Below are 18,502 nucleotides of genomic sequence, written 5' to 3' on the forward strand. Positions count from 1 at the left end.
CGCCGCTCACAGAGGAATGTTGCCGTGCTTGCGCCACGGGTTCTCGAGCTTCTTCTCGCGCAGCATCACCAGCGAGCGGCAGATGCGCTTGCGCGTCTCGTGCGGCAGGATCACGTCGTCGATGTAGCCGCGTGCGCCCGCCACATAGGGGTTGGCGAAGCGGGCCTTGTACTCGGCCTCGCGCGCGGCGAGTTTCTCGGGGTCGTTCTTGTCCTCGCGGAAGATGATCTCCACCGCGCCCTTGGCACCCATCACCGCGATCTCGGCGCGCGGCCAGGCGAGGTTGACGTCGCCGCGCAGGTGCTTCGAGGCCATCACGTCGTAGGCGCCGCCGTAGGCCTTGCGCGTGATGACGGTGATCTTCGGCACCGTGCATTCGGCATACGCGTAGAGCAGCTTGGCGCCGTGCTTGATGATGCCGCCGTACTCCTGGCCGGTGCCGGGCATGAAGCCGGGCACGTCGACGAAGGTGACGACCGGGATGTTGAAGGCATCGCAGAAGCGCACGAAGCGCGCCGCCTTGATGCTCGACTTGATGTCGAGGCAGCCCGCGAGCACCAGCGGCTGGTTGGCGACGATGCCCACCGTCTGGCCCTCCATGCGCGCGAAGCCGATGACGATGTTCTTCGCGTAGTCGGGCTGCAGCTCGAAGAAGTCGCCGTCGTCCACGACCTTGAAGATCAGCTCCTTGATGTCGTAGGGCTTGTTCGGGTTGTCGGGCACCAGCGTGTCGAGCGAGTAGTCGGGCCGGTCGGCCGGGTCGCCCTGGCCGTTGTTGCCCAGGCGCACCGGCGGCTTCTCGCGGTTGTTGAGCGGCAGGTAGTTGTAGAGCCGGCGCAGCATCATCAGCGCCTCGACGTCGTTCTCGAACGCCATGTCGGCCACGCCGCTGCGCGTGGTGTGGGTGATGGCGCCGCCGAGCTCCTCGGCCGTCACGGTCTCGTGCGTGACGGTCTTCACCACCTCGGGGCCGGTGACGAACATGTAGCTCGAGTCCTTCACCATGAAGATGAAGTCGGTCATGGCCGGCGAGTACACCGCGCCGCCCGCGCAGGGGCCCATGATCAGGCTGATCTGCGGCACCACGCCCGAGGCCAGCACGTTGCGCTGGAACACGTCGGCATAGCCGCCGAGCGAGGCCACGCCCTCCTGGATGCGCGCGCCGCCCGAGTCGTTGAGGCCGATGACGGGCGCGCCGACCTTCATCGCCTGGTCCATCACCTTGCAGATCTTCTCGGCATGCGCCTCGGAAAGCGCGCCGCCGAAGACGGTGAAGTCCTGGCTGAACACGAACACCAGGCGGCCGTTGATCATGCCGTAGCCCGTGACCACGCCGTCGCCCGGGATCTTGTTGTCGGCCATGCCGAAGTCGGTGCTGCGGTGCTCGACGAACATGTCCCACTCTTCGAAGGTGCCGTCGTCGAGCAGCAGTTCGATGCGCTCGCGCGCCGTGAGCTTGCCCTTGGCGTGCTGCGCGTCGATGCGCTTCTGCCCCCCACCGAGGCGCGCCTGGGCGCGCCGCTTTTCGAGTTGTTCGATCAGTTCTTGCATGGTGTGCTTCCGAAGCTGGATGGGTTCCTGGTCTCTGGTGAATTCATGCCGATGCGGCCGGCACGCGCGCGGCCGCGAGCAGCTGGCGCGCCGCGGTCGATGCGGGCAGCGTGCCCTCGGCGACCTGCCGCGTGAGCTGCGGCAGCATCTCGCGCACCTGCGGGTGCTGCCGGAAGGCCTGCTTGAGCCCCGCGTCGATGCGCTCCCACATCCATGCGGTGGCCTGCTTCTCGCGCCGCTTCGCGAACCTTCCGTTGGCGGTCTGCAAGGCCTGGAACTGCGTCACCGCATCCCAGAAGGCGTCGATGCCGGTGCCCGCGAGCGCGCTCAGCTGCAGCACCTTCGGCAGCCAGAAGCGCACTTCGGCGCCGCTCGCGGCGTCGTGCGCCGCATGCGCATGCTCGGGGTTGCCCTGGTGGCCGAAGAGCCGCAGCGCCGAGGTGATCTGCGCCTGCGCGCGGGTGGCGGCGTCGCGGTCGATGTCGGCCTTGTTGATGACCACGAGGTCGGCCAGCTCCATCACGCCCTTCTTGATGGCCTGCAGGTCGTCGCCCGCGTTGGGCAGCTGCATGAGGACGAACATGTCGGTCATGCCGGCCACGGCCGTCTCGCTCTGGCCCACGCCCACGGTCTCGACGATCACGATGTCGTAGCCCGCGGCTTCGCAGACCAGCATCGCTTCGCGCGTCTTCTCGGCCACGCCGCCGAGCGTGCCGCTCGAAGGGCTGGGCCGGATGAAGGCACGCTCGTGCACCGAGAGGCGCTCCATGCGCGTCTTGTCGCCGAGGATCGAACCGCCCGAGACGGTGGACGAGGGGTCGATGGTGAGCACCGCCACGCGGTGGCCCTTGTCGATCAGCAGCAGGCCGAGCGTTTCGATGAAGGTGGACTTGCCCACGCCGGGCACGCCCGAGATGCCGAGCCGGAACGACCGCCCGGTGCGCGGCAGCAGCGCAGTGAGCAGCGCGTCGGCCTGCGTGCGATGGTCGGCGCGGGTCGATTCGAGCAGCGTGATCGCCTTGGCGATGGCGCGGCGCTGCGCCATGCCCTGCGAAGCGGCGATCGCGCCTTCGAGCGCTTCGGCCGAGTTCAGCACGCATCCCCCGGCGCGACGCGCCAGCGGTAGTGCAGATCGACGCCATCCTCGCCCTCGAGCACGAAGCCGTGCCGCAGGTAGAAGCGGTTGGCGTCGCTCTTCACGAGCGCGGTGAGCTTGATGTCGCGCTGCTGCGCGCGCGCTTCGGACTTGGCCCATTCGAGCACCCATTCGCCGATGCCCAGGCCCTGGAAGCCGGTGCGCAGGTAGAGGTGGTCGAGGCGCAGCGCATCGCTGTCCTCGGGCTTGAGCGTGACGAAGCCGATGCGCTGGTCCCCGTCGAGGACGATGTGGTGCATGTACGGCAGCACGAAGCCCGCGCTGAGCCGCTCGCGCGAGCGCTCGGGATCGAAACGGCCGACGCGCTCCAGGCTCGGGCGCATCGCATCGATGCGCAGCGCGAGCATGGCTTCGAAATCGCTCGAATCGACTGGCTGCAGCGACAGCCGCGACAAGAGATCGCTCATGCCGACACCGCGGCGCGGATCTGCTCGAGCACGTCCTTCGCGCTCGCGGGAATCGGCGTGCCGGGCCCGTAGATGCCCTTGACGCCGGCCTCGTACAGGAAGTCGTAGTCCTGCCGCGGGATCACGCCGCCGACGAACACGATGATGTCGTCCGCGCCCTGCTTCTTCAGCTCCTGGATGATCGCGGGCACCAGCGTCTTGTGGCCGGCGGCCAGCGTGCTAACGCCGACCGCATGCACGTCGTTCTCGATCGCCTGGCGCGCGCACTCCTCGGGGGTCTGGAACAACGGGCCCATGTCCACGTCGAAGCCCAGGTCGGCGAAGGCCGTGGCCACCACCTTGGCGCCGCGGTCGTGGCCGTCCTGGCCGAGCTTGGAGATCATCACGCGCGGCCGGCGGCCCTGTGCCTCGGCGAAGGCGTTGATCTCTTCCTTGAGCTTGTCCCAGCCTTCAGCCGAGTCGTAGGCAGCAGCGTACACACCGGTCACCTTTTGCGTGTCGGCCCGATGGCGGCCGAATGATTTTTCGAGCGCATCCGAGATCTCGCCCACCGTGGCGCGCAGGCGCACCGCCTCGATGCTGAGTGCGAGCAGGTTGCCGCTGCCGCTCTCGGCCGCCTCGGTGAGCGCATCGAGTGCGGCCTGCACCTTGGCGCCGTCGCGTGCGGCGCGGATCTTCTGCAGCCGCGCCACCTGCTGCTCGCGCACCTTCACATTGTCGATGGAGAGGCTGTCGATCGCATCCTCGTTCTTGAGCTTGTACTTGTTGACGCCGACGATCACGTCCTTGCCGGAGTCGATGCGCGCCTGCTTCTCGGCCGCGGCGGCCTCGATCTTGAGCTTGGCCCAGCCGCTGTCCACGGCCTTGGTCATGCCGCCCATCGCCTCGACCTCCTCGATGATGGCCCAGGCCGCATCGGCCATGTCCTGCGTGAGCTTCTCCATCATGTAGCTGCCGGCCCAGGGGTCGATCACGTTCGTGATGTGCGTCTCTTCCTGGATGATGAGCTGCGTGTTGCGCGCGATGCGGGCGCTGAACTCGGTCGGCAGCGCGATCGCCTCGTCGAGCGCGTTGGTGTGCAGACTCTGCGTGCCGCCGAACACCGCGGCCATCGCCTCGATCGTGGTGCGCACCACGTTGTTGTAGGGGTCCTGCTCGGTCAGGCTCCAGCCCGAGGTCTGGCAGTGGGTGCGCAGCATCAGGCTCTTGGGGTTCTTCGGGTTGAACTCCTTCATGATCCGGCACCACAGCAGGCGCGCGGCGCGCATCTTGGCGACTTCGAGGTAGAAGTTCATGCCGATGGCCCAGAAGAAGCTCAGCCGCCCCGCGAAGCCGTCCACGTCGAGGCCCTTCGCGAGCGCGGTCTTCACGTACTCCTTGCCGTCCGCCAGCGTGAAGGCGAGCTCGAGCGCCTGGTTGGCGCCGGCTTCCTGCATGTGGTAGCCGCTGATCGAGATCGAGTTGAACTTCGGCATGTGCGAGGCCGTGTACTCGATGATGTCGCCGATGATCCGCATGCTCGGCGCGGGCGGGAAGATGTAGGTGTTGCGGACCATGAACTCCTTGAGGATGTCGTTCTGGATGGTTCCGCTGAGCTGGTCCTGCGTCACGCCCTGCTCTTCCGCCGCCACCACGTAGCCCGCGAGCACGGGCAGCACCGCGCCGTTCATCGTCATCGAGACGCTGACCTTGTCGAGCGGTATCTGGTCGAACAGGATCTTCATGTCCTCGACCGAATCGATCGCCACGCCGGCCTTGCCCACATCGCCGGTCACGCGCGGATGGTCGCTGTCGTAGCCGCGGTGGGTGGCCAGGTCGAAGGCCACGCTCACGCCCTGCCCGCCCGCGGCCAATGCCTTGCGGTAGAAGGCGTTCGACTCTTCCGCGGTCGAGAAGCCGGCGTACTGGCGGATGGTCCACGGGCGCACCGCGTACATCGTGGCCTGCGGGCCGCGCAGGTAGGGCTCGAAGCCCGGCAGCGTGTCGGTGTACCGGAGCCCCTGCAGGTCGGCCGCGGTGTAGAGCGGCTTGACCCGGATGCCGTCGGGCGTGAGCCAGTCGAGCGCGGCGAGGTCGCCGCCCGGTGCCGACTTGGCAGCGGCCTTGGCCCAGTCGTCGAGGGTGGCGGGCTTGAAGGTGGGTTCGGGTTTGCTGCTCATGAAGGGCCGTGGTGCAGTGTCTGTCTCGCGGGATCGTCGCACGGGCCGGCAAGGGATTTGCAGGCCGGCCGCGAGTCTAACCGATCCATAATTATTAATTCAAACGCGTTTTTTGAAGTACATTCCGCTCCATGTCCGCTGTCACCCTCACCCCGCGCGCCCTCTACGAAGAGGTGGCCGAGCTGCTGCGCCAGCGGATCTTCCGCCGCGAACTCGAGCCCGGCAGCTGGATCGACGAACTCAAGCTCGCCGACGAATACGGCATCAGCCGCACGCCGCTGCGCGAGGCGCTCAAGGTGCTTGCGGCCGAGGGCTTGGTGACGATGAAGGTGCGGCGCGGCGCCTACGTCACCGAAGTGTCGGAGCAGGACTTGGCGGACGTCTACCACCTGCTCTCGCTGCTCGAGAGCGATGCCGCCGGCGTGGTGGCCGAGCGCGCCACCGAGGCCCAGCGTGCGGAACTGCAGGCGCTGCACGCCGAACTGGAAGCCGCGGCCGCGCCCGGCAAGGTGGACCGCGAGCATTTCTTCGCGGTCAACGAGCGCTTCCACATGCGGCTGCTGGCGATCGCCAACAACAAATGGCGCGACCAGATGGTGGCCGACCTGCGCAAGGTGATGAAGCTCAACCGGCACAACTCGCTGCTCAAGGCGGGGCGCATCGCGGAATCGTTGGCCGAGCATCGCGCGGTGATGGCCGCGATCGAGGCGCGCGATGCGGCAGCAGCGATGGCGCGCATGCGCGAACACTTCAAGAACGGCCTGGAAGCCGCGAACTAGGCCCACCCCCCGTCCCTCGCGCACTTCGTGTCGCTCGACTCCCCCCTCGAGGGGGCAACACCAGCGGCCCGGCAAAGCCGGTTCCGCGGTGTTCCGCGGATGGGTCAGGTCGCGAGTTCCGCGGTGGCTTCGCGCGCCAGCGCCATCACCTCGCGCGGCGGCCGCGTCTTGAGGCGATGGTCGCTCCACACCTGGCGCCAGCGGCGCGCGCCGGGCAGGCCGTTGCGCAGGCCCAGCATGTGGCGCGCGATCGAGGGCCACAAGGTGCCGTGCGCGGCCGCCTCGCGCTCCATGTAGTCGCACATCGCCAATTCCACGTCCTCGCGCGTGAGCGCCTGCGGCGCGCGGCACCGAAGAACTCGGCATCCCATTCGGCCAGCCACCAGGGGTTGTGGTACGCCTCGCGGCCTACCATCACGCCGTCGAGCAGCCGCAGGTGCTCGTGCACCTGGGCGTTGCTGGCGATGCCGCCGTTGAGCGCGAAGTCGAGGTGCGGAAACTCGTGCTTGAGGCGGTGCACGAGCTCGTAGCGCAACGGCGGAATCTCGCGGTTCTGCTTCGGACTCAGGCCCTGCAGCCAGGCGTTGCGCGCATGCACGATGAAGGTCCTGCAGCCGGCCTCGCTCACGATGCCGACGAAGTCGCGCACGAACTCGTAGCTCTCGATGCGGTCGATGCCGATGCGGTGCTTGACCGTGACCGGCACCGCCACCGCGTCGACCATCGCCTTCACGCAGTCGGCCACCAGCCGCGGCTCGGCCATCAGGCAGGCGCCGAAGGCGCCGCGCTGCACGCGCTCGCTCGGGCAGCCGCAGTTGATGTTGATCTCGTCGTAGCCCCACTGCTCGCCCAGCTTCGCGCAGTGTGCGAGGTCGGCCGGCTCGCTGCCGCCGAGCTGCAGCGCGACCGGATGCTCCTCGGCGTTGAAGCGCAGGTGCCGCGGCACGTCGCCATGGATCAGCGCGCCGGTCGTGACCATCTCGGTGTAGAGCAGCGCATGGCGGCTCAGCAGGCGGTGCAGGTAGCGGCAGTGGCGGTCGGTCCAGTCCATCATCGGGGCGACGGACAGCACCTTCGGTTCGAGACTCAACGCAGGGACCTCATTCGGCGGCGGGGGGTGTAGTTTCTCATGCGGGGCCTTGCCGCCGCAGGCAGCGGCACAATCGCCCGCGTGCCGCCGTCCCTTCACCGCCTGCTCGCCGGCCTTGCGCTGGCCTCCGCCCTCGCCCCCGCGCAGGCGGCCGAACCGCTGCTGCTCGTCACAGCGCCCGCGGCGCTGCAGGCGGCCGAGCAGTCCGGCGCCGGCTTCGCGCGCTGGTTCGGCGCCACGCCCGATGCCGGCGGCATCGCGAGCAACCAGGCGCTGATGCGCTCGTCGGCGGCCTGGCGCTCGGTCGCGGCGCCGATCGAGGCCAGCCTCGCGGCGATCCGGCAGCGCGATCCGAAGGCCGGCGTCGGCATCGCGAAGTACCCGCACCGGCTGTTCGATGCGCGCTGGCTCGCGAGCCCCGACGCCTTCTTCGAGCTGGTCGGCGTGGCCAACCGCATGGACCGTCGGCCGTTCCAGGACGGCGCCTGCGGCGAGACGCGGCTGGTCTACCGGCTCGCCTACCGCACGGCCGCGATGCAGTCGCGGCTGCCGATGACGCTGGCGGTCGAACTGCGCGGCGATGCGCCCGATGCCGCGGGCAGTTGCGCCGCCGCGGCGAAGCGCTGGCAGCCGCCGCGGCCGGGGATGGACGACGAGGCGCTGGGCCGCTGGCTGGTCTCGCCCGAGGGACCGCTCGCGCCGGCACGCCTCGCGCCCGGGCGCATCGCGCAGCTCACGACCAACCTGCAGAGCGTGCGCTGGCCCTCGGCGGTGCGGCCCGACCTCGGCGGCCATGCGGAATACATGCTGCGCGCCTTCCGCTGGAACAGCGGCGCCGGGCGCTTCGAGCCGGCGCCGCTCGAGAACACGCCCGACCTGGCGAAGCTCAAGGCCAGCGCGCCGCTGCGGCAGGAACTGCGTCTGTGGCTGCAGCAGCCCGCCAACCTGCGCGCGCTCGACGAAGCGACCCTGCGCATCCCGGAACGCTTCCTCGCGACCGAGGCGATCTCGGTCGCGCCGCGCGGGCTCGAGCGGTTCGCGAACCGGCCCTTCGCGCAGCTTTTCGGCGCAGGCGAATGGCAGGCCGTGCCCGGCAGCCGCACGCTGTCCTCACCCGCGGCGCTGCTGCGCCGGCTCGACGACCTGAGCTGCATGGGCTGCCACCAGAGCCGCGCGGTCGCGGGCTTCCATCTGCTCGGCGTGGACCGGCGCGGCGCCACGCGCACCTTCACCACGGGCAATGCGCTCGCGCTGCCGCACTCGCCGCACCTCGGCGACGAACTCGCGCGGCGCGGCCGCTACCTGCAGGCCGCGCTCACGACGCCGCAGCCTGATCCCTTCCGTCCGCTGGCCGAGCCCGATGCGGCCGAGGACAGCCCGCCCGAAAAGCCCACCGTCGGCGCGCGCTGCGAACCCACGCGCATCACGCGCTCGGCCAACCCCTGGCTCGACCGCGCTGAGAAGCTGCCGCGCGTGGCCTGCGAAGGCGCGAACGCGGTCTGCGAGAAGACCGCGGTCGGCTTTCCCGGCGGCATGTGCTCGGGGCCCTGCAACGCCGGCGACCCGCACGGCACCTGCGGCGGCATCGCGATCCTCAGCGACTTCAACCAATGCCTGGCCGAAAAGCGGCCCTTCGGCGACTGCCTTTCGAAACACACGCGGCCGGGCCAGCTGCGCAGCTGCTCGGCGGCGGCGCCCTGCCGCGACGACTACATCTGCGCACAGGCCGAGGGGCAACCCGAGGGCCGCGGGGCCTGCATCCCGCCCTACTTCCTGTTCCAGATGCGCGTGGACGGCCACTCCTGAGCTCCGCGCGGCTCATTCGTTCGCCGCAGGCCGCATCCACCACGCCGACAGCGCGGCCACCGCACCCAGCACCGCGACATAGGCGCCCACCGGCACGATGCTCCCGTACTTGGTCACCAGCGTGGCGGCGATGAGCGGCGCCAGCCCGCCGCCGAGCGCGGCCGCCATCTGGATGCCGATCGAGATGCCCGAATACCGCAGCTCGGCCGGGAACTGCGCCGCGTAGAGGTTCGACTGCGGCGCGAACATCAGCGGGTAGTTGAGCGCGAGCGCCAGCACCATCGCCGCCGTGTAGGCCGCGAGCGATCCGCTGCCGATGGCCTGGAACAGCGGCAGCGCCATCAGCGCCAGCAGCACGCCGCCGGCCACGTAGAGCCGCCGCGCGCCGATACGGTCGGCCAGCCAGCCGAACAGCGGGATGGTCAGCACCATCAGCGACGAGCCCAGCACCAGCGCATGCAGCGCATCGCCGCGCGAGAAGCCGAGCCGCGTGACCGCGTAGGAGATGGAGAACACGAGGATGGTGTAGATCAGCGTGACCTCGGCCAGCTTGCCGCCGATGGTCAGCAGCAGCGGCCGCCAGTGCGCCACCACCACGTCGCGCGCGGGCAGCGCGGCGGTCCTGCGATGCGCCTTCACCGCCTCGAACTCGGGCGACTCGCCGAGCCGCGTGCGGATGAAGATGCCCAGCACGATCAGCAGCGCACTCGCGAGGAACGGCAGCCGCCAGCCCCACGACAGGAAGGCGTCCTCCGGCAGCCGCGTGACCAGCGCGAAGGCGCCCGAGGACAGCAGCACGCCGATCGGCGCGCCCATCTGCGGCATGCTGCCCACCAGCGAGCGCCAGCGCGGCGGCGCATGCTCGACCGCCATCAGCATCGCGCCGCCGAGCTCGCCGCCGAACGACAGTCCCTGGCCGATGCGCAGCAGCACCAGCAGCACCGCGGCCCAGAGGCCGATCGACTCGTAGGTCGGCAGCAGGCCGATCAGCACCGTGCAGATGCCCATCAGCAGCAGGCTCAGCGTCAGCATGGCCTTGCGGCCGAGCCGGTCGCCGTAGTGGCCGAACACGAGGCCGCCGATCGGTCGCGCCAGCATGCCGCTCGCGAAGGTCCCGAAGGCCGCGAGCGTGCCCGTGACCGGATCGAAGTTCGGAAAGAACAGCCGGTTGAAGACCAGCGCCGCCGCCGTCCCGTAGGCCAGGAAGTCGAAGCCCTCGATCGCGGTGCCGGCCATGGTGGCGGCGCCGACCTTCCAGACGCTGTGCGGCCGGACCGCAGCCACCGTGCCGGCGGCCGGCCTGGCGATGCTGCTCATGCGGCCTCCCCGAGCTGCCGCGCGAACATCGCGAAGCTGGCCTTCACGATGCTCGGCTGCAGCAGGAAGTCGTGCGATTCGCGCGCCAGCGCCGGATCGACCAGCTTGAGCCGTCCGTAGGCGCTCTGCGCGATCAGCTGGTTGCGCGCCGCGCGCTCGATCAGCACCGAGAGATACAGCGACTCCTCGATGCTCGAAGTGGCCGCGAGGAAGCCGTGGTTCGCCAGCAGCACGCAGCGCTTGGCGCCGAGCGCGGCCGAGATGATCTCGCCTTCCACGTCGGCGATCGGCAGGCCCGGCCACTCGCGCAGAAAGGCGCAGTCGTCGAAGAAGGGCGTGGCATCCATGTGCGCGACCTGCAGCGGCTCGCCGGTCATCGACAGCGCCGAGACGTAGGGCGGATGGGTGTGGATCACGCAGTTCACGTCGGGCCTGCGGCGGTAGACCCAGAGATGGAAGCGCACCGCCGGGTTGGGCACGCCGCGGCCCTCGAGCACGCGCAGCGTATCGTCGATGCGCATCACGGAATCGGGGCGGATCTCTGCGAACGAGTGCGCAAGCGGCGTGGTCAGGAAGCTGCCGTCGCCCTGGCGCACCGTGACCTGGCCGGCCAGCGTTTCGGAATGGCCCTCCTTCGCAAGAATGCGGCAGCTGAGCGCGAGCTTCTCGGCATCGCTCCACTGGCCGAAAGCGAGGCCGTCGAGCGCGATCGGCGCGTCGGCGGCCGGGGCATGGGTGGCGGGGGTGTTCACGCGGGGCTCCTTCTTCGGGTATGCAATGGCTGCCAATGTAGGAAGCAAGGCCACGCCCGCCATTGCGTTTGCGCGCACGCGCATTGACCCGGCGTGCCAACACGCGCGCGGCCGCCCCCGGGGGGCCGCTCATGGAAAGTCTTGATGCGCCGCGGACGCGCAGCGTCCAGACTGCGGGCGCCGGCCGCGCCTGGCACGGCGCATGCACGCGGCGCCGGCACCGTCCACCATGCACCAAGAAGCCACACCCCACCTGAGCCTCGCGCCGCACCTGCGCCCCTTCTACCCGGGCGACCTGCGCGGCTACTCGAGTGCCCTCGACGCGCTGGTCTACCCGGGCGAACTCAGCGTGCAGCACAGCCGCCCGCGCATGAGCCTGGAAGCGTGCAGGCTGGTGGGCGGCGGCATCGCGATCAGCTTCGATTCCACGCCGATGCAGGTGCACCATGCGGCGGGCCAGGCCGCGCACGACAGCGCCGGCGAGGTGCTCGCGATGATCGCGGTCGACGGCCAGGGCAGCATCGAGCAGGCCGGCCGCCGCCTCGCCTTCCGCAAGGGCGACATCGTCTTTCGCACCACGCGCCTGCCCTCCACCTGCACGCTGGACGCATCGGGCCGGCTGGTGCAGTTGCGGCTGCCGGCCGCGCGCTTCTTCGGCATCTATGCCGACCTGCACGAGCGCTTCCAGCCCGCGCTCGCGCCGGCCGATTCATCGCTCGCGGAATCCGCGCGCCACCAGCTCGACCGCCTGTTCGCGGTGCAGGCACAGCCGCATCCCGCGCTGGCCTATTTCTCGGAGCAGTCCTTCGTCTCGCTGCTCGCGGCCGTCTATTGCGAGTCGACGACCGGCAGCGCAGAGCCGCCCGAGCGCGACCGCTGGCAGCGGCTCGCGGCCTGCGTCGAGGCCCGGCTCTGCGACCCGGAGCTGTCGGTCGAGGCGATCGCGCGCGAGCTCTGCATCTCGAAGCGGCTGGTGCACCGCCTGTTCGCCGCACGGCAGACGCAGTACGGCGCCTACCTGCGCGAGCGCCGGCTCGTGCGCGCGCGCGACGAACTCGCCAACGCGCGGCTCGCGCAGCTCAGCGTGGGCGAGATCGCGTTCCGCAACGGCTTCGGCGACCCGAGCCATTTCAGCCGCGCCTTCCGCGACCGCTTCGGCATCACGCCCGGCGGCTTTCGCGCGTCGAACCGCTGCGCCTGATCGGGCCGGGGTCGTTCTCGGCTGCCTCAGCTGTAGCGCCGCTCGAGCGCATCCCACTCGGGCTTGCCGACGAGCCGCTGGCGCTCGGCGAAGGGCGCGACCAGTGCCGGGTCTTCCTCGAGCCGCCGGTTGTCGCGCAGCGAAGTCAGCGCCTTCTGCATGCCCGCCACCGCGCCCTGCAGCGCCGCGTTGGCATAAAGCACGAAGCCGTAGCCCATGCCGCCGAGTTCCTCGCCGCTGACGATCGGCGTCTTGCCGCCCACGACCATGTTCATGAGCTGCGGCCGGTCGAGCCGCTGTGGCAGCGCGCGGATCTGCTCGGCCGTGGTCACGGCCTCGACGAAGAGGATGTCGGCGCCGGCCTCGGCGAACTTCTGCGCGCGCTCGATCGCCGCCTCGAAGCCGTGCACCGCGCAGGCGTCGGTGCGCGCCATGATCAACAGGTCGGCGTCCTGCCGCGCATCGGCCGCCGCCTTGATCTTGTTCACCGCCTCCTCGGTGGCGATCACGTCCTTGCCCGCGAAATGGCCGCAGCGCTTGGGCGAGACCTGGTCCTCGAACTGGATGCAGTCGGCGCCGGCACGCTCCAGTGTGCGCACGGTGTGGCGCACGTTGAGCGCATTGCCGAAGCCGGTGTCGGCATCGACGATCAGCGGCAGCGCCACGGCGTCGCGGATGCGCGCGGTGTGGTCCGCGATCTCGGCCAGGCCCATGAAGCCCTGGTCGGGCATGCCGAACCACATGTTGGTCACGCCGGCGCCGGTGACGTAGATCGCCTCGAAGCCCAGGTCTTCGACCACCTTGGCGGAGAGCGCATTGAAGGCGCCCGGCACGAGCGTGCCGCGGCGGGCCTGCGCCAGGGCGCGGAGTCTTTGCTTGGTGTTCATGGTTCGGGGGCTCACTTTTCCTGCATGCGCGCGGCCTTGACGATCTCGCCCAGGCGCTTGCGTTCGGCGTCGACGAACTTCACGAATTCCGGCCGCGTGCCGCCGACGGGCTCGATGCCCAGGCCCTTGAGCTTGGCCACGGTGGCCGGCTCGCGCATCGCCTTGTCGACCGCGGCCGCGACCTTGTCGAGCACTTCGTCGGGCGTGCCGCGCGGCGCATGCACGCCGGCCCAGTGCGCGATCTGCAGATCGGCGAAGCCCTGCTCCACCGCGGTGGAAAGCTCGGGATAGGCCGAGATGCGCTGCGTCCAGGTGGTGGCGAGCGGCTTGAACTTGCCGCCCTCGCCCACGATGTGCGGCAGCGCGATGATGCTGGCCTCGGAGGTGCCCTCGACCTGGCCGCCGAGCACGGCGGTGGTGCTTTCGGAGCCGCTCTTGTAGGGCACGGGCTGCAGCTTCGCGCCGTACTTCACGTTGAGCATCTCGGCCACGAAGTGCGGCGTGCTGCCGGTGCCGGCCGTCGCGAAGTTGAAGCCCACGCCCTTCTTCGAGGCCTCCACGAAGTCGCGCAGGTTGTTGTAGGGCGCCGACTTCGGCACCACGATCACCGAGGGCGCGAGCCCGATCATGACCACGGGCACGAGGTCCTCGTCCTTGAAGGGCAGCGACTTCTTGATCATGCTGTTCGAGATCACGCCGGCCGCGCTGATGAGGAAGGTGTAGCCGTCGGGTGCGCTCTTGGCAACGATGTCGGCGCCGAGCGAACCGCCCGCGCCAGGGCGGTTGTCGATCACCACGGGCTGGCCCAGTACCTTGCCCGCGCCTTCGGCGGCGGCGCGCGCCATCAGGTCGTTGGCGCCGCCGGCCGAGAACGGCACGACGAAGCGCAGCGGCTTGGCGGGCCAGGGCTGCTGCGCCGCCGCGGACACGGCGGCGGTGCCGAGCGCCACGGCGAGCAGCGCGCGGCGCAGGAGGTTGATGCGGATGTTGCGATGCATGTCGATGTTCCTCATTCCAGGGAGATGTTGGCGTTCTTGATGACCGGGCCCCACTGGGCGCGCTCCTGCTCGATGAAGCGGCCGTAGGCCTCGGGCGTGCCGCCGGCGACGATGCCGCCGCTGCCTTCGATCATCTGGACGATGGCGGGCTGCCGGAGCGCGTCGTTCACCGCGGCGTTGAGCCGGGCGACCACCGCATCGGGCGTGCTGGCCGGCGCGATCATGCCGAGCCAGTTGTACGACTCGAAGCCCTGCAGGCCGGCCTCCTTCAGGGTCGGCACCTGCGGCATCACCGCCACGCGCTGGGCGCTGGTCACGGCCAGCACCTTGACGCGGCCCGCCTGGATGGCCGGCAGCGCGGCATAGCCCATCTCGAACATGAAGGCGAGGTGGCCGCCCATGAGGTCGGCCGCGGCCGGCGCGCCGCCCTTGTAGGCCACGTGGGTCAGCTCGGTGCCGGTCTGGAAGGCCAGCAGCTCGCCCAGAGGTGGTGCGCGCCGCCCACGCCCGAGGAGCCGTAGCTCAGGCGACCCGGGTTGGCGCGGGCGAAGTCGACCAGTTCCCTGACCGACTTGAAGTCCTGGTTGGGCGCGGTGGTCAGGAACAGCGGCGCGCGCTCGATGAGGACGATGGGCTTGAAGGCCTTGCGTGCGTCGTAGGGCAGCTTCTTCATCAGCATCGGGTTGGTGACCAGCGGACCGGGCGAGCCGAAGCCGAAGGTGTGGCCGTCGCTGGCCTTGGCGATCACGTCCGTGCCCGTGACGCCGCCGGCGCCGCCCTTGTTCTCGATGACGACCGGCTGGCCCAGGCTGCGGCCCAGCACCTCGGCGATCTTGCGCGCCCGGGTGTCGGCGAAGCCGCCCGCGGCATAAGGAACGATGAGGCGCACCGGCTGCGTGGGCCAGGCTTCCTGTGCGGCGGCAGGCAGCGCGCCCGTGAGGGCGGCCAGGGCGGCGCAGGCCAGCAGGCCGCGGCGAGATGTGTTCATGGAATGTCTCCCTTGTGTCGGTTGGAGCCTGCCGTACTGCAATCGCTGTGCCGCCCGCCTGGTCCCCCTGAAAGCGCCGGATTTCGCAGGGTCGGTGTTTCACGGTATTTCAATCATGAAACAATCTGGCGCATGAATGAAACAGCTACTCCGGCGCCGGACGCGCGCCTGCCCACCGTCGTGACCGTGGGCCGCCACGGCATCGGCCGCACGCTCGAGCGCCTCGCGCCCGTGGTGGCGGGCCAGGTCAACCTGCTGCACCTGAGCGCCGCCTTCGACGACGCGGTGCGCGCAGTACACGCGCTGCAGAAGAAAAAGATGCCGGTCGACGTGCTCATCGCCGCCGGCGCCAGCGGCGACTGGCTGCGCGAGCATGTGGACATTCCGGTGGTGATGGTCGAGGTGCGCGGCTTCGACCTGCTGCATGCGCTGTCCGAGGCGCGCCGGCTGGCGCTGGCCGCATCCGCCGCGGTGCCCGGGGGCGAGCCGCCGCGCATCGGGCTGGTGTCCTATGGCGGCCCTTCGCCCGAGGTGGCGCAGTTCGAGGCGATGTTCGGCATCGGCATCTCGCCGTTCAGCTACCAGGGCGCGGACGACGCAGCGGCCTGCGTGCAGGCCATGCAGCAGGCGGGCATGCAGGCGGTGGTGGCGCCGGGCCTGGTGGCCGAGCTGGCCGAGCGTGCCGGCATGGCCAGCGTGCTGCTGTACGCCGAAGGCGCCGTGCGCAAGGCCTATGCCGAGGCCCTGCTGCTGGCACGCCACCGGCATGCACAGCGCGCCCGGCACCAGCGGCTCGAGACCGTGCTGCACCAGCTGCAGGACGGCGTGGTCACAGTGGACCTGCAGGGCCGCATCCAGGCGCTGAACCCGACCATGGCCGGGCTGCTCGGCGCCTCGGTCGCGAGCCTGCACGGGCGCCCGCTGGAGCAGTTCGCGCCGCAGCTGTCGGTGGGCCGCACGCTCTCCACCGGGCCGGCGGACGGCGCTCGGGAGGCCGAGGCTGCCGAAGACGTGGTGCAGATCGCCGGCCGCACCCTCTCCGTGCGGCGCGCGCCCATCGTCGAGAACGGCGAGGTCACCGGCGCGCTGTTCGCCTGCAGCGACCCGGTGGTGATCCAGCGCGCCGACCGCCATCTGCGCGCGAGCAGCCGCCAGCAGCATGTGGGCGCGCGCTGGCGCATCGACGACTATGCAGGCGAGAGCCCGGCCGCGCAGCGCATCCGCGGGCTGGCGCGCCAGTTCGCCGCCAGCGACGCCACCGTGCTGATCCAGGGCGCCAGCGGTACCGGCAAGGAACTGCTGGCGCAGGGCATGCACCGCGCGAGCCGACGCGCGGCCCAGCCCTTCCTGGCGGTGAACTGCGCCGCGCTCGGCGAGAGCCTGCTCGAAAGCGAGCTGTTCGGCTACGAGGAAGGCGCCTTCACCGGCGCCCGGCGCGGCGGCAAGACCGGCCTGGTCGAGGCCGCGCACACCGGCACGCTGTTCCTCGACGAGATCGGCGACATGCCGCTGCCCCTGCAGTCGCGCCTCCTGCGCGTGCTGCAGGAACGCGAGGTGCTGCGGGTGGGTTCGACCACGCCGGTGCCGATGGACATCCGCGTCATCGCCGCCACCCATGCCGACCTGGCGGCGCAGGTGGCGCGCGGCGCGTTCCGGCGCGACCTGTACTACCGCCTGGCGGTGCTGCGCATCCAGACGCCCACGCTGCGCGAGCGCGGCGCCGGCGACGTGGCCGCGCTCGCGCAGGCTCTGCTGGCGCAGCGCCTGGGGCCAGCGCACGACGCGGCGCAGGCGGCGCTGCTGCTTCGGGCCTTGCAGGCGCGCACCGCCGCCTATGCCTGGCCGGGCAACATCCGCGAACTCGGCAACTGGGTCGAGCGCCTGGCGGCCTGCCGCGACCATCTGCTGCGGAACGGGGCGGTCGATCCGGACCGCTGGCTGGAGGTCTTTCCCGAATGCGCCGCGCCGCTCGCCGCCGACCCGCAGTCGGTGGACCAGGAGCCCCCGCCGCTGCAGGAACCGATGCCGCTGAAGGACGCGCGCCGCCTGGCCGAGCGCGAACGGCTCCGCGAGGTGCTGGCCTCGGTGCAGGGCCACCAGGGCAAGGCCTGCGAGATCCTGGGCATCAGCCGCGCCACGCTGTGGCGGCGCCTGAAGGCCGCGCCATAGCGAGCTGCGCGGCGCGGGCGCGCTACTGCGGCGGCACCCGCACCCAGCCCTCCATCAGCACCCGCGCGCTGCGGCTCATCGACACCTGGGTGACCGACCACCGGCCGCCGTCGCCCTGGCGCGCCTGCGCGCCCACGCGCAAGGTGCCCGAGGGATGGCCGAAGCGCACCGACTGGCGCTCGCCGCCGCCGGCCGCGAGGTTCACCAGCGTGCCGGGGATCGCGGCGGCCGTGCCGATGGCCACTGCCGCCGTGCCCATCATCGCGTGGTGCAGCTGCCCCATGGACAGCGCGCGCACCAGCAGGTCGACCTCGCCCGCCGCCACCGCCTTGCCGCTGGAGGCCACATAGCGCGCTGGCGGCGCCACGAAGGCGATCTTGGGCGTGTGCTGGCGCAGCGGCGCCTCCGCCACGTCGCGCATCAGCCCCATCTTCACCGCGCCCAGCGCGCGCAGGCTTTCGAAGCGCGCCAGCGCCGCCGGGTCGCCGTTGATGGCGCCCTGCAGTTCGGTGCCGCTGTAGCCCAGGTCCGCCGCGTTGAGAAACACGGTGGGAATGCCGGCGTTGATGAGCGTGGCCGGGATGCGGCCGAGGCCGGGCGCCTCCAGCACGTCGACCACGCGGCCGGTGGGGAACAGGCCGCCCTCGCCCGCCGCGTCGTCCGCCGGGTCCATGAACGCCAGCTGCACCTCGGCGGCCGCAAAGGCCACGCCGTCGAGCTCGAAGTCGCCCATCTCCTGCACCTGCCGGCCGGCCATGGGGACCTGCGCGACGATGGTCTTGCCGATGTTGGCCTGCCAGATGCGCACGGTGCAGAGGCCGTCGTGCGGAACGCGCTTCGCATCGACGAGGCCGTTGGCAATGGCGAAAGGCCCCACGGCCGCCGTGAGGTTGCCGCAGTTGCCCGACCAGTCGACCAGGGCCTGGTCGATCGCCACCTGGCCGAACAGGTAGTCCACGTCGTGGCCCGGCCGACTGCTGGCCGAAAGGATCACCGCCTTGCTGGTGCTGGAGGTGGCGGCGCCCATGCCGTCGATCTGCTTGCCGTAGGGGTCGGGGCTGCCGAGCACGCGCAGCAGCAGCGCGTCGCGCGCCGCGCCGGGCTGCTGCGCGGCTGCGGGCAGGTCCTGCAGGCGGAAGAACACGCCCTTGCTGGTGCCGCCGCGCATGTAGGTGGCGGGAATCCTGATCTGGGGTGCGAAGGCCATGGGCGGAGGATGCGGTCTTGTTCGGGGTCGCGCAT

Annotated in this window: 13 protein-coding genes and 2 pseudogenes; 4 read left to right on the top strand and 11 right to left on the bottom strand. The window is 70.6% G+C overall.

Features of this window, described 5'->3' with window-relative positions; genetic code table 11:
• Positions 1-6: 6 nt before the first annotated feature.
• From M2165_RS24040 to scpA, 4 genes are read right to left on the bottom strand one after another with little or no spacing between them, the layout of a single operon-like run.
• Positions 7-1,551, bottom strand: coding sequence for an acyl-CoA carboxylase subunit beta (locus tag M2165_RS24040; RefSeq protein WP_280817080.1), 1,545 nt, complete (start codon positions 1,549-1,551; stop codon positions 7-9).
• A gap of 43 nt (positions 1,552-1,594) precedes the next feature.
• The gene (gene meaB / locus M2165_RS24045; protein WP_280817081.1) at positions 1,595-2,647 is read right to left on the bottom strand and encodes a methylmalonyl Co-A mutase-associated GTPase MeaB; all 1,053 of its coding nucleotides are present in this window, start codon (positions 2,645-2,647) and stop codon (positions 1,595-1,597) included.
• Complete coding sequence (locus tag M2165_RS24050) at positions 2,641-3,114, bottom strand: GNAT family N-acetyltransferase (protein WP_280817082.1); 474 nt, start codon at positions 3,112-3,114, stop codon at positions 2,641-2,643. The genes meaB and M2165_RS24050 overlap by 7 nt, the downstream gene beginning before the upstream one ends.
• Entirely contained in the window at positions 3,111-5,273 is a 2,163-nt protein-coding gene (gene scpA / locus M2165_RS24055; RefSeq protein ID WP_280817083.1) for a methylmalonyl-CoA mutase, read from the bottom strand. Before scpA ends, M2165_RS24050 begins: the two co-directional genes overlap by 4 nt.
• Before the next feature lie 131 nt (positions 5,274-5,404).
• Here scpA and M2165_RS24060 point away from each other — a divergent pair, with 131 nt between their 5' ends.
• Positions 5,405-6,052, top strand: coding sequence for a GntR family transcriptional regulator (locus M2165_RS24060; RefSeq protein ID WP_280817084.1), 648 nt, complete (start codon positions 5,405-5,407; stop codon positions 6,050-6,052).
• Positions 6,053-6,156: 104 nt separating this feature from the next.
• On the opposite strand, the pseudogene dusA reads toward M2165_RS24060, so the two are convergent.
• Positions 6,157-7,106 (bottom strand): annotated as a pseudogene (dusA, locus tag M2165_RS24065) (tRNA dihydrouridine(20/20a) synthase DusA).
• A gap of 117 nt (positions 7,107-7,223) precedes the next feature.
• Between dusA and M2165_RS24070 the strand changes: the two are divergent.
• Positions 7,224-8,948, top strand: a complete 1,725-nt coding sequence (locus M2165_RS24070) for a hypothetical protein (RefSeq protein WP_280817085.1) — start codon at positions 7,224-7,226, stop codon at positions 8,946-8,948.
• A gap of 12 nt (positions 8,949-8,960) precedes the next feature.
• Here the strand turns inward: M2165_RS24070 and M2165_RS24075 are convergent, their stop codons facing one another.
• A complete protein-coding gene (locus tag M2165_RS24075; RefSeq protein ID WP_280817086.1) occupies positions 8,961-10,265 on the bottom strand; it encodes an MFS transporter in 1,305 nt (434 codons plus the stop codon).
• The gene (locus M2165_RS24080) at positions 10,262-11,017 is read right to left on the bottom strand and encodes an aldolase (protein WP_280817087.1); all 756 of its coding nucleotides are present in this window, start codon (positions 11,015-11,017) and stop codon (positions 10,262-10,264) included. The genes M2165_RS24075 and M2165_RS24080 overlap by 4 nt, the downstream gene beginning before the upstream one ends.
• A gap of 229 nt (positions 11,018-11,246) precedes the next feature.
• Between M2165_RS24080 and M2165_RS24085 the strand changes: the two genes are divergently transcribed.
• Positions 11,247-12,218: an AraC family transcriptional regulator gene (locus M2165_RS24085; protein WP_280817088.1), complete on the top strand. Its 972-nt coding sequence runs from the start codon at positions 11,247-11,249 to the stop codon at positions 12,216-12,218.
• Between the two features lie 26 nt (positions 12,219-12,244).
• On the opposite strand, the gene M2165_RS24090 is transcribed toward M2165_RS24085, so the two are convergent.
• The 3 genes and pseudogenes from M2165_RS24090 to M2165_RS24100 form a co-directional block, all read right to left on the bottom strand.
• Positions 12,245-13,105: an isocitrate lyase/PEP mutase family protein gene (locus M2165_RS24090; protein ID WP_280817089.1), complete on the bottom strand. Its 861-nt coding sequence runs from the start codon at positions 13,103-13,105 to the stop codon at positions 12,245-12,247.
• A gap of 11 nt (positions 13,106-13,116) precedes the next feature.
• Entirely contained in the window at positions 13,117-14,103 is a 987-nt protein-coding gene (locus tag M2165_RS24095; RefSeq protein ID WP_280817090.1) for a tripartite tricarboxylate transporter substrate binding protein, read from the bottom strand.
• Between the two features lie 86 nt (positions 14,104-14,189).
• Positions 14,190-15,091 (bottom strand): annotated as a pseudogene (locus M2165_RS24100) (tripartite tricarboxylate transporter substrate-binding protein); the annotation flags it as partial.
• 132 nt (positions 15,092-15,223) lie between these two features.
• Here M2165_RS24100 and prpR point away from each other — a divergent pair.
• Positions 15,224-17,260 carry a propionate catabolism operon regulatory protein PrpR gene (gene prpR, locus M2165_RS24105; RefSeq protein ID WP_280817091.1) on the top strand — a complete coding sequence of 679 codons (2,037 nt, stop codon included), beginning with the start codon at positions 15,224-15,226 and terminating at the stop codon, positions 17,258-17,260.
• Positions 17,261-17,282: 22 nt separating this feature from the next.
• On the opposite strand, the gene prpF is transcribed toward prpR, so the two are convergent.
• Complete coding sequence (gene prpF, locus M2165_RS24110) at positions 17,283-18,467, bottom strand: 2-methylaconitate cis-trans isomerase PrpF (RefSeq protein WP_280817092.1); 1,185 nt, start codon at positions 18,465-18,467, stop codon at positions 17,283-17,285.
• Between the last annotated feature and the right edge of the window lie 35 nt (positions 18,468-18,502).

This window comes from Variovorax sp. TBS-050B (assembly GCF_029893635.1).
GTDB lineage: Bacteria > Pseudomonadota > Gammaproteobacteria > Burkholderiales > Burkholderiaceae_C > Variovorax.